The following is a 12,314-nucleotide window of genomic DNA, read 5'->3' as shown; positions in this document are numbered from 1 at the left end:
GTATTGTCCTCGGCCTTTCGTTCACCGGTTGAGATGAACCAGTCCAACGTTTTGCGGTCTTCGTCGGAAAGCTCGACAACGTGTTTCTTCGCGCTCATTCCGATAGATAGGTGCTCAGAGAGCTTAAACTAGCAGCTTAACGGTTGCAGCTACACTGAGGATGTTTTGTGCGGCATACCCTCTTCGGCGTCGTCATCTAAGCTGGCTTGCTCACCAAAAACGAAAAGTTGTACGCTTCAGTCCATTTCAGATCTGTCAGGAAGCGGAAGAACAGGCTGGTCGAACTCCTCGCTTGCATCCCGGACACGCATGAGTCCCCAAAGTCCACCTTCGAGGTAGAACTTCGTCTTCCGTTCCTGGTAGACATAGTCACCGGCGTCGTTGACCGCTCCACCGGCATTGTCAGCGAGGACAAGGTCACGAGCTGTCCCCGTCGAGATGTCGTCTTGCGTGCCAACGAGCGGCGCTTCTGGGACGTTATTTCTGCGCCACTGATGGCCAGCACAATGGAACGTGATTCCGTTCGCTCGATCAGCCGGTTGGCTCACACGCATCGTTATCGGATCATCCGTGTAGGCTCGGAATACGGGGGTGTTCGGATCGCCGTGGACCTTTGAGCTGTAGACTTTGTGCTGGCGGTCGTCGTTCGCGAACCGGTGGCGGAACGGCTCCGACCGGTAGTTGATTCCCTGGAAGCCCTGGTCTTCCTGCTCAGTGATCTGATTACAGGGTTCATCTGCTATTTCTTCAACAGGGACACCTTCTTCGTCGGCAAGCCCCACTCGGGGAATCGGACACTCTCCATCATCATTGACGATGTACATTCCGTCGGTGAACATCAACGCAATTTCGCGGAAGTCATCGCCATCGTGGCCGGTGATTATCGCCTGTGTCCCGTTCTGGACTCGATCGCCCGTCTCGGGATCGAGCCACTCTGCTCCCTCGGGTTCGACAATCAAGTTTCCGAAGGCGCCATGGTGGCGGTTGCTGCGCACGTCCGCGAAGTCCGAGACGACGCCGGTTCCGATCGAGCGGGCTTCGGGCCCGTTAGTCTCCTCGCCTTCGGCACCGGGATCCGGTATCGGAGCTGGGTCCGCATACCAGCGGTAGGTGCGCGTCTCGCCAGGCGCGACTGTCGAGTCGAAGTTGAACCCGGCCGCCATTCCGGCCGATCCTTGGTCGTCGAACAACAGGTTCTGGGGCGTCAGCGAAATCCGCTGGGAGCGCTTCCATTTTGCGTCCGGCTCGATGTCGAACGTCGGATGGGCGTGGTCGCCATTAAGGTCGCCCAGCGCATTGGTAAGGTTAATTTCGATGCAATCGCCGGCGTTCGCCCGAATCGTCAGCGGTTCGGGGTTCTTTTTCCCGTTTCGGACTGCCTCGACTTCGTCGTCAAGCACGTAGACGACCCCGCAGGGGTCGTGATCGCCATAATCGTTGTACTCGATCTCCGTCCTGATCGCAGTAATATCGTACGTCTGGGTTGGCGTTCCTTCGGGGCAGGGGTCGCCGGGGTTTTCGGCTTCCGGCGGGCGCTTGCCGATGTTGTCATTTTGGCGTTCGTCCTTGTCGGGTACGAACCGCCGGTCGTCGCCCTTGTCGTAGAGCAGCTTGTCCTTGTGGCCCCGCTTAGCCCAATTCGAGAACGGGGCAGGGTGACCCATCTTGCGGAGCTCCTCAGTGCTGATCGTCTCGTCGGGCGTGTTGCGATCGGGAAGCGGTTGGAGGTGGTCAACCTCGGCACCGAACAGCCGGAAGATCCCCCACATCCCCTCCCAGAGGTCTTGCATCATATCCGAGCCGTAGATGTGATCCCAGATCGGCAGCCCGTCCGGGTTCTCCTGTTCGTGCAGCGGGTCGATCAGCGTGTCCTGCGTAGTGAGTTCGAAGGAGAACGCTTCGGAGGGGCCGATGATTTGAGAGGTCGTCTCGGCTCGTCTGAGGCCGTCGGGCTGGCCTCGGATCCCGTGGATCGTGAAGTTGTGCTGCTCCTCGTAGGGCCCCTGAAGGAGCCGGAGCCGGACGGGATCGCCCGTATACGCTTCCAAAGTGGGCGTTGGCGGGTCGCCGTGCAGACGCGAGCTGTGAAGGTAGGCGGGATCGTCGTCATTACGCCGGAAGTACGGCGCCGTGCGGTAGTTGATCGCGCCCGAACCCGCGTTCTGGTTGTGTTCGATCTCCTGATTGATGAATCTGCCATTGCAGTCCTTCAGCGGGGCGAAGTCATGGTACAGCAATGCGAACTCGCGGAAGGAGTCTCCGTCGCCGGGATCGATGATTGCTTGGGAGCCACTTTCGATCTCCTCACCCGTGTGAGGATCGTGCCACGTTGAATCTTCGGGCTCAACAATGATTGCTGCGAAGAGACCGTTTTGAGACTCCGGAATCCCAGTGATATGGTCGTGGAAGAAGATCATCCCCTCTTCGTTAGCGAACCACCGGTACTGCATCTCCTCACCGGGATCGGTCCCCTGATCGTAGTTGTAGCCCACGTTTGCCGCGTCCGATCCGAGCGGGTCGAAGTTGACGAAGTGAGGGTGGACTGACTTACTGAGTTCGAGTTCGTTTTTCAGCGTAACCTTGACGCAGTCGCCAACGTTTGCACGAATCACGAGCGGTTCGGGGTCCATCTTGCCGTTTCGCACCGCTTCGGCGTCCTCTTCGAGGACGTAGACCTTCCCCTCGGGATCGTGATCACCGGCGTCGTTGTAGACGACGTCTGCCGCGAGTGCAACGATCGTGTATTCACGTGTCTCGCCTAGCACCTCCGGGTCGAATCCTTCGGGGTCACAGGGGTCTTGATACGGCCCCCCTGGGACGATTTCCCCCTGACGAGTGAGTGCCGCTTCCTCGTATTCTTCGGGCTCACGGCCGTTCGGCTCTGATTCCGGCGGTTTCGGCGGGAGCTCGCCATCCTCGGCGGGGATGAAGTCGGGAAAGCCCTCGATCTCTGAATCGGCATCGAGCGGGGGGTCACTGTTCTCCAGCAACTGGAGCTCCTTGCGCTCCTTGTCGAACACGCGCATCATCCCGTTCATCCCCTCGCCATAGTGAGGGAACATGTGGCAGTGGAACAGGAAATCGCCCGTATGTTCGTTGGCACCGGCACCAGTCTCGAAGGCCTCCTCGCTCTCGATATCTGGAGAAATCGAGCCTGGCCCGTGGGCGATGGTTAGGCGAGCCTCAAAGCTCGCAGTCGGGCCGATCGTCTTAGAGTCTATTGTATCAGACTCAGATTCGCCAGGAATGTTCTTCCAACGGTGGCCGTGGAGATGGTGGACGTGGTTCTCCTCATGCTGTGCACCGACGACGGACATCTTCACAGGGTCGCCCATGTAGCAGGGGAAGACGAGGTCACCGCCGCCGGGGTCGCCGTGGACCCACGAACTGTAGAAGGTGGGCTCTTCCTCCTCCTCTTGCTGTCCACCAAGCCGTGCACTCGTCGTCGCCGCGCGGTAGTTGATTCCGTGGACGCTCTGAGGAGTGTCGGTACCGGGCCAGACGGGCTCGCTTCCGTCGGCGTTGACGATGTCGATCGCGTCGTGATAGCAGACGACGAACTCGCGATGGCTCACCCCATCGGGCTCGTGGATGTCGGCTTTCACCCCGCTTTTGAGCTTCTTGCCAGTCTTCGGGTCGGTCCATGTAGCTTCGGGTGACTCGACGGAAAGCGCGCCGAAGAGACCACGGGACTGGAGGTTGTTGTCATCGAACTCCTGTTCGGGATCGCTTAGCATTGCGGGACTGGCGCCGTCGCCGAAGAAGTGCGTTCCCTGGTTGTCTGCGTACCAGCGGTAGGTAATGGAGTCATCCGGCGCGACGGTCGTATCCTTGTTGTAGCCGACCGCGAGACCGTCGCTTTCGTTCACCTCGTAGGGAAGACCATACTGGTGCATCGAGGCCTGACAGTCGAGATCGTTGTGGAACTCGATCTCGACGATGTCTCCCTCGTTTGCACGGATCACGAGCGGCTCGAGTACTGACGTATCAACATCCCCGCCTGGGACGCATCCGGATGCTCGACATGCAGCTGTTTTGTTCTCTTCTAAGACATACATTACACCATTAGGCTGGTGTTGGCCGAACGCATTGTAGACGATATCGACGTTAATCGCGTGCACGTCGAAGTGGCGGACGGTCCCGCCTTCATCAGGATTTTCTGGTACGGTTCCGCTTAGATCGATATTCCTGGATGCGCTACTCAACGTCGTAGCTGCTGCACCCGTACCGATCATGAACTCCCGCCGTGAAGTGGTTAGTTGGTCAACTGACTGTGCTTCGTCTGTCCCCGCCTGGTTATCACCAGATGATGGTTGCTTACTCATGGGTCGGCTGGTGTCGCGTCAAATCGCAACCGCCCCATCAGGAATGGCGATATTATATATTGAGTGACTATAAGGAAGTAGAGAGACTCTAACACTCACAGACTCTTAACTCTCAGAGCGTAGACACGGCCTAACGATCCGTAGGACATCGCTTCGAGAAGAGTAGGGAGTGGCGAATGTCCACTAGGTAATGAATTAACAAAGTTGGTGATGGTAATCGTGTACAACCGCTTGACCCATGGATACACTCACTGGATTTCAGCGCGACCTCCTGTACGTCATCGCTGGACTCGACCGCCCGACTGGACAGACCATCGAAGATGATCTCAGCAGCTACTACAGTACCGAAATTACTCTTGGTCGGACATATCCAAACCTCGACATGCTTGTTGCGAAAGATCTCGTCAAGAAAGGGTCTCTCGATCGGCGCGCCAATTACTATGCCATCACTCCTGCGGGAGAGACGCTACTTCATGAACGCCATGACTGGGAAAGCCAATATATTGATTGATTATATAATAATCACACCATATGTTTTGGAAGGCTACTTTTCCGTCCAATTATAGCATTATAGGCAGACTTAGATTAGAAGAAACAGTCTAGTTTTCGATTTTATAGCGTGTATGTGACAGAATACAATGGTCGGCTTAGTGCTACGGTGGGTGAGGGAATTCAATGCAAGACTTCGATCCAAACCGACGAACGGCACTGAAAGCACTCGGCCTTGGTCTTCTCGCATCCGCGGGACCCGGTGTCGCAATAGGCAAAGACGTCATGGCCCATAAAGACAAAATCGATGTTTCCGACGTGTATGTGGCCCATCTCGAGTCCCAAGCAGATGTCGAGACCGATGCATGGGGGCTCGCTGTTTTCCACCATCGGTCCGGCGAGATCGTGTTCACACTCGCGGTGTCACGTCTCGAAAACACGGTCATGGCGCACATCCATGAAGACGAAGCGCTTGGCCCAGTAGCGGTGTGGCTCCATGACTTCACTACTCAAGCCGAACACCTCATTGAAGGCTCGTTCACAGGGGCACTGAACGCCGGGGTGATTACTGATGATGCCATCTCTGAGGGACGTGCTCCTGAGGCGACCTCGACAACCGTCGCTGAGCTCATTGGAAAGATCGACGCTGGCGAAGCGTTCGTCAATGTACATACCGAGGCAAACCCCGGTGGAGAGATTTCCGGACGGATTGAGCCGTTCGAGTGGAGCGACGTTCCACTACGAATGTAACGAGAGTGTCATAGAATCCGTCTCGCACCCTCTACCCGGCGATTATACAGCCTCTTTTCGTGCCTGACCCAGTTAGTTGTAATTGAGGGCGCTAAGCCCCCTCCCTGCTCGCGCCGTGGACGCTCGCTTCGTCACTGGGGGGTTGGAACTAGAAACGACTTCCAGAGAGAGAAGCCATAAATCGCACTTGGACTGACCAGGACTGTCGCGATAGCGGATTGGACTGTTCTGCGGATGGGCCTCGATCAGCGGGTGGCGAGGTGACATCCTCTTCGCCGTAAATGGCTGGATTTCTCCTTGAATAAGGATCGGCACAATCCGTTTAGTGCCCGGGGTCGAACGGATACTGTCGCGGTAGTTCGCCACCTCAGATCAAATAACTTCAATTTATTTTTGACATTATCCTCCTATGAGCTCAGACATGACCGATGAGTCCCCGGACGATCTTAAAGAACTCCCAGGCAAAATCGTCGCCAACGATCCGACCGAGATCGGAGCAACAGCGCGGGAACTGGATTTAGGGCAGACGGTAAGCGAACGGATGCGATTGCCCCAGGCGACGCTCAAGCGACTTGGGCTTCTTATGGTGGTTTATCTCGTCGGGTTGGCAGCGATGGTTCCGTTCTTCGACAATGGCGTGGGGCCGACGGCGCTCCCGCTCCTTCCAATCGTAATTCTCGTCGCGTTGTTGTTCGAGTGGATGGATTCGGCCGCGGGGATGGGATTCGGGACGGCACTCGCTCCACTATTGTTTCTGATGGGGTACAATCCACTGCAGGTAATTCCAGTGTTGCTCATCTCCGAAACGGTGACGGGCGCCGTTTCCGGTGGCGTTCACCACGAGTTAAAGAACGCCTCGTTTTCCTTCTCTCCGCTCAACGAGGCGACGAAGACGATGTTGTTCATCGGTGCAATCGGGTCGCTCGCGACGGGTGTGAGTATTACACTGGCGTACTTTGCACTCACACTTCCCGAGTCATATATCAAGATGTACGTCTCTCTGCTCGTCCTCGCGATGGGCGTCATCGGTGTCGTTCGTGCTCGAATCGTCACCACAATCGCGTACAAGCCGCGACGACTGCTCATCTTCGCGGCGCTGGCCGGGTTCAACAAGGGAATCGGTGGTGGCGGATTCGGACCCGTCGTCACGCTCGGTCAAATCCTCTCGGGGGTCTACGAGAAGAGTGCGACCGCGATCGCCTCTCTTGCGGAGAGTATCGTTTCGCTAGTTGGCGTGGTGACGTTCTTCGCAATTTCTGCACGCGGTATCGAGCTCGATTTGACTCTCCTTCCGTCGATATACACCGGCGGTTTTATCGCCGCGATCGGTGCGCCCTATCTCGTTCGCGTCGTCCCCAACCATGTGTGGCGATACGTGATTCCGCTGTACGCGTTTACGATCGGTGTCCTCGGATTATTCATGGGATTAGAGATCTAATATGTACGAAAACGTGCTCGTCGCGACGGACGGAAGCGCTCATGCGAACAACGCCGTTGATCACGCGATCGCGATTGCATCACGATTCGACGCAACGCTTCACGTGCTCTCGGTCATCGACACTCGAGACCTCGGGGTAACGACACCCGCCGAAATCGATGTCGACATGCTTCGGGAGTCGCTCCGCGAAGAGAGCGAAATCGCGATCGACGATGCACTCTCGAAGACGGACGAAACCGACCTTCCAGTCGTCTCAGAGATCGTGATCGGCGTCCCCAGTCGATCGATCGCGGCATACGCGACCGAAAACGATATCGACCTCATCGTAATAGGGGCCAAGGGCAAGAGCGCGCTCAAACGAGCTCTCCTCGGCAGCGTGACGAGGGAGGTACTGCAATCGTCTGCCGTACCAGTGCTTACCGTTCAACTCGAGTAGTGGCCGTCCGTCCGGTCTCCCCCGTAATCCGATCGCGAGAGCGCTTGGCTGATCCCGATGAGTTGATGGCGGCCGAAGTGCTTCGTGATCGGCGGCTAGTCTCTCTCCGAACGAGGTGCCGTCCCGTTCACCCGCGCTTGAGCGAGCATTACCACTCTGAAGAGCGCGCCGCGTCGTCGTACGAACAGTATGGTTCCGAGGACGAGGTAGAGGCCTGTGAAGGTGAGGAGCCACTCGTGTTGGTGGAACGTTGGATGGAGCTGAACCAGAAAGAGCGAGAGGAGCGCAACCGCTTCCCGAGCGTCGATACGCAAGTCGATGAGTAGCGCGAGCGCGAAGTAGCTCTGTGCAGCGGTGAGCCAGATCTCTCCCGCCTGTCGAGACCCCAGCGGAAGCGCGCCGTAATAGCCGAGTGAAACACTGTAGACGAGGACGAGCGTACCGATCAGCAACGTCCATTGGTTGAGCTTCGAGGAGATTAATGCGTTGAACGACGCGCTCGAGCGCCCCTTCGTGACGAGCAAGACGACGATGATGAACTCAGGCGTCTCGCTCGCCAACGGCGCGATCCACTGAATCATCAAGAACGGCTGGATGCCATACTGCAGGCCAAGCTCTTCCAGCCCGTGGGCGAACGGTTCGACCGCTACAAGGATCGTCAGACCGGAGAAGACGAACAGTCCGATTACCGTCGCGATTCGCCATCGTCGTCGAAATGATTGGAGGTATGCCGGAACGCCAATGTGGACCTCTTCAGTTGGGGGAGTCCGAATCGCGAATAGGATGTAGAGGGTATACAACCCGACGAGAATCATCATATCATGAAGAGCGATTGAATCGGTTAGGGGGATGAAAAAGGCGTAGAATGTCGCGACGAACAGGAACACGATCTCGAGCGAGAGTTCCCGATCGAGATGGACGCGGTCAGCGAGGATCCCGTCGACGCGCTCGACGTGGGGATCGGGATGCGATGCCGCCCGGTGAATCGTGAACAGGACGATCCCCGACCAACCGATTCCGATAAGTATCCGATTAGCACCCGTCATGTTGGCCACCGCGAGATCAGCTGCTTCCCGCGAGGCAGGACCGGCTGGTGTAACGCCGGCTTCCCAGGCGTACAGCGCATCGACGGCATATTCTGGGGCGACCGCCAGCACCGCAAGCACGGCGATGGCGAACGAGCGAGAGACGTCCTTTTCGGCCGTCTCGGCTGCCCAGGCGAGCAAGAACGCCGCCCCGAGAATCGACATACCCGACAGGAGGATCGACAGGGTGAGGCCTACACTTGCTCCGGTGATCCGGACTGCAAGCCACGGGACCGTGAGCACAGCCGCGATGAAAACCGGAACGAGCGGTCTGTACCCTCGATTACTCATGATCTCGGGAGGCTCATCTCGTTGCAATCTGTTGAAAAGTCATTGTCATCTCCTTCTCCTGTTCACCATCGATCGGAACGCTGTCTGGATGGACGGTGGTCGCCCACTGCCAGTGGTTACTTCCCATCATCGGTTCTATCCGAGCGAGGCGCGAACCACTTGTGCGCCCACCTGATTGCCGCCGATCGGACGAATCGATACTTCTTGACCATCAGTACTTCCCCCTCGAACCGTTCTCCGGCCGCTTCCGCGATGTCGCCGAAGACCGTTCTCGGAACGATTCCCGCTCGAGCGGCTCCGGTCACGATCGTGTCGATCTCGTGGTCCTCAGCATACGCTACGATCGCACCGGGGACATCCTTGCTCGGAACGACCGCCGTCTTGCAATCGACTCCTTCTCGCTCGAGAGTGGCTCCGCGTTCGCGGACGAAGGTCGCAGCCTCATTGGGATCGTCGGCTGAGACAGTGAGGAGCGTCACCCGTGCGTCATGTGCGGCAGCGAGCGTGCCGGCGATTGATTCGGCGAATATGGCGTGAGGGCCACCGTCGGTCGGCACGAGTATCGATCGAAGTTCGACCGGACCCGTGGTTTTTGCGACCACGACGTCGGCAGGCGCGTTTTCGACGACGTAATCGATCGTCGAACCAAGAACGACGCCGCCAAGGCGTTTCCGACGCCCACGCCAGCCGAGGACGATTGCCTCGCTATCGTACCGTCTCGCAATATCGACGATACTTCTCCCTGGCGTTCGACCGATGGTGATGATCCGGTGGGCCGGCACGTCCTCCGGGACGTACCGCATCGCGTCGGCCAGCATTCGGCGCTCGGCCATCGCTCGTCGATCATCGCCTCGTTCGATCGGGGTCTGCACGGGCATCGTGACGACCGTTGTGAGCACCAGTTCCCCGTCGTTTCGACGGGCGATCGGCACGGCAAGATCAACCAGGCGTTCAGCGTTTGCGGGGTCGTGGATCGGGACCAGTACTTGATATGGTCGCTGACGCAGCGCCCGTTCTTCGACAATCGTCCGTGTTTCGGGCGCCTCTGTTTCTCGGATTCGTCCGCGCGAGTAGGTCGCGAAGACAACTGCGCCAACACCGATCCAGCTGATCGCGATGACCCATGCGAGCGGGCTGTAGTTGAAGAAGTAGACGGCGAGAAACAGCTTGGACACGATTCCGGCGATCGGGATGTATGGGAACCAGGGAGCCAGATAGCCGTAGGACAGTTCGGCGCCATGTTCGCGCCGGATTTTGATCATGGAGTAGTTGACCTGCAGAAATAATAGCAAGAACATCAGGTCGGTTGCAGCGGCGACCTGGGCGATCGGCAGGGAAACGGCCATGAGGGCGATCAGTGCTCCGCTCATGACGACTGATACGTGTGGGGTGTGGTTCTCCGGGTGGATCCGAGCAACCGCGTCTGGAAATACGTGATCCCTGCCCAGCGCGTATCCGACGCGGGCGCTCGAGAACGTCGTCGCGTTGAGTGCTGCGAGCGCCGAGAGAATGCCGGTGAAGAGGATGAGCAGCGTACCATAAGGAAGTAACTGTCCGACAGCCTGTGCAAGGCCGAACTCGCCAAGGTGGCCGACAACTTGCCAGACAGCGGGGTCGGCTGGCAGTTCCGGAAGAACCGTCCCGCCGATGCTGTCGGTCGCTTCGGCGGTCGCCTCGAGATCGGGGGTGACAGTGATCGCACCCAGCATGACGATTCCGATCAGCACGTACAGCGTGACGACGACGAGCATCGAATAGAAGACGGCTTTCGGGACGTTCTTTCTCGGTTCGACGACCTCGCGACCCGACTGGACGATGATCTCGTAGCCCTCAAAGGCGATAAACGTGAGCCCCATCGCGATGAAGATGCCGCCAGCGCCGTTGGGCGCGAACGGTTCCAAGTTGGCGACCGTCACCTCCGGATCGGAAACGACGACTCGAAATCCCGCCGCGATAACGACGATGATGACTACGAGCTGGACGACAGTAACGACGTTTTCGGCGAAGCTGGCTTCCTTGGTCCCGCGATAGTTGACATAGGTAAAGCCGACAGTCGCCAGCACTGCAAACGACTTCTGTAACTGGACCTGGGAGAGTCCGAGCGTCAGGTCGAAATAGGCCGTCAGGATCAGCGTGACGAACGAGCCGAACGTCAGGACGTACAGCGAGCCAGCGACGGCGTGGGCGAACCAGCTCATCCAGCCGGAGAGAAACGCTTGTGATCGACCGAGTGCCGTCCGAACCCAGAGGTAGCCCCCGCCCGGCTCGGGAATCGCGCTGCCCAGTTCGGCGTAGGTCATCGCGGTGAAAATGGTGATGACGCCGTTAAGCGCGAACGCGAGGATGAGCGCTGGTCCGGCCTCGCCGGCGGCTAACCCAGTGAGGACGAAGACGCTCCCGCCGATCATCGCTCCGATTCCGAGGAACGTCACGTCGAGCAGCGTCAGCTCTCGAGCGAAGTCGGCGTCGCCCCGATTTCCGCCCGGACCGCTACTCATCGTCGGTCGAATGCGTATCTGTTGGCTGGGGCTCGTCGTGACCGTCCAACGAGGTAGTCAGCCTTCTGATAACGCGTCGAGAGTGAGCGACCGTGAACACCAACCCGAGCCATCCGGCGATCGTGAGGCCGAGTCCGACGGCGAGATCAGGCGAGACAGACATGGATCTCGTTTTCGACGCTCAATGACTAAACGGGCATTTGCTCGGACCATGATTGTCAACTTTAGCGGGGAGCGTGAAGTCAGCTAGATCAACTGTTATAGTCTTGTGTAACAATCGGGTCTGAATTCTTGTTGTACAAGGTTGGACACCGCTACCCGGAATATAAAAAGGATTACAATAGAACTGCAGAGAGTACGAACTGCAAAGACGCGCAACTTCCACGATTCACGGAATCGTGTATGTAGCGATCTCAGCCGTCTCACAGGTTGGACACACAGACGAATTCGGATTAACAGCGGTCCCACAATGGCGACACTCGCAGATGGTTTCGACGGCGTCGTTGGGGCACACAGCACGTTTTACCCGGGTAGCGAGTCGTATCATGTGGTTGGCGTGGGCGTCACGACTTTCTGGCACGCCGGGCACTCGACGAACATATTTTGTTCTCCTGGCGGATTTTCGTATTCAATAAGAACGTGCAGGGGTTTAATCTCAGTACTACACCGGGGGCAGGAGCCGAGGGAGTGGGTTTGGTTCGTGGCCATGAGGTGGATTCCTCGCAGGTCGGTGTGAGGGGGATTAGTGTACGCGGTAGTTGTCAGTGGTACTCTCTTCACGCTTTGTTTAACATTGTCTGACGTAAATAGGGCGATGAGACTCAGAGAAAGAAACAGATAGACATATATTTATATTAGGAATAGATGCTCTGTCCCTGTTGCGTTCTGAGTTGATAAAGCTGGGGAGAGCGAGACCACTGCGAGGGGCACTGGAAAGGGGTGTGTAGACTGCGCAAGCTCAACCTGATGCGAGCAAATAGACCCAGAACCAAGAGATACGTC

The 12,314-nt window shown here is 57.7% G+C and carries 8 protein-coding genes; 4 read left to right on the top strand and 4 right to left on the bottom strand.

Features of this window, described 5'->3' with window-relative positions:
• Positions 1–236: 236 nt before the first annotated feature.
• Entirely contained in the window at positions 237–3,965 is a 3,729-nt protein-coding gene (locus tag LCF40_RS22155; protein ID WP_224830307.1) for a multicopper oxidase domain-containing protein, read from the bottom strand.
• A gap of 598 nt (positions 3,966–4,563) precedes the next feature.
• Between LCF40_RS22155 and LCF40_RS22150 the strand changes: the two genes are divergently transcribed.
• The 4 genes from LCF40_RS22150 to LCF40_RS22135 all read left to right on the top strand — a co-directional run bounded on the left by LCF40_RS22150 (position 4,564) and on the right by LCF40_RS22135 (position 7,438).
• The gene (locus LCF40_RS22150) at positions 4,564–4,836 is read left to right on the top strand and encodes a PadR family transcriptional regulator (RefSeq protein WP_224830306.1); all 273 of its coding nucleotides are present in this window, start codon (positions 4,564–4,566) and stop codon (positions 4,834–4,836) included.
• 164 nt (positions 4,837–5,000) lie between these two features.
• Positions 5,001–5,564 carry a CHRD domain-containing protein gene (locus LCF40_RS22145; protein WP_224830305.1) on the top strand — a complete coding sequence of 188 codons (564 nt, stop codon included), beginning with the start codon at positions 5,001–5,003 and terminating at the stop codon, positions 5,562–5,564.
• Between the two features lie 421 nt (positions 5,565–5,985).
• On the top strand, positions 5,986–7,002 hold the full coding sequence (locus tag LCF40_RS22140) for a TSUP family transporter (RefSeq protein WP_224830304.1): 1,017 nt from the start codon (positions 5,986–5,988) through the stop codon (positions 7,000–7,002).
• Position 7,003: 1 nt separating this feature from the next.
• Positions 7,004–7,438 (top strand): universal stress protein, encoded by a 435-nt coding sequence (locus LCF40_RS22135; protein WP_224830303.1) that lies wholly within the window; start codon positions 7,004–7,006, stop codon positions 7,436–7,438.
• Positions 7,439–7,533: 95 nt separating this feature from the next.
• Here the strand turns inward: LCF40_RS22135 and LCF40_RS22130 are convergent, their stop codons facing one another.
• The 3 genes from LCF40_RS22130 to LCF40_RS23995 form a co-directional block, all read right to left on the bottom strand.
• Positions 7,534–8,814 (bottom strand): sodium:calcium antiporter, encoded by a 1,281-nt coding sequence (locus LCF40_RS22130; protein ID WP_224830302.1) that lies wholly within the window; start codon positions 8,812–8,814, stop codon positions 7,534–7,536.
• A gap of 116 nt (positions 8,815–8,930) precedes the next feature.
• Positions 8,931–11,312 (bottom strand): amino acid permease, encoded by a 2,382-nt coding sequence (locus LCF40_RS22125; protein WP_224830301.1) that lies wholly within the window; start codon positions 11,310–11,312, stop codon positions 8,931–8,933.
• Positions 11,313–11,855: 543 nt separating this feature from the next.
• Positions 11,856–12,020, bottom strand: a complete 165-nt coding sequence (locus LCF40_RS23995; protein WP_465269289.1) for a DUF7837 family putative zinc-binding protein — start codon at positions 12,018–12,020, stop codon at positions 11,856–11,858.
• Between the last annotated feature and the right edge of the window lie 294 nt (positions 12,021–12,314).

This window comes from Saliphagus infecundisoli, assembly GCF_020177375.1.
GTDB lineage: Archaea > Halobacteriota > Halobacteria > Halobacteriales > Natrialbaceae > Saliphagus > Saliphagus infecundisoli.
Note: the sequence above shows the minus strand (reverse complement) of the source record. Positions and strands in the feature narration are given on the sequence as shown.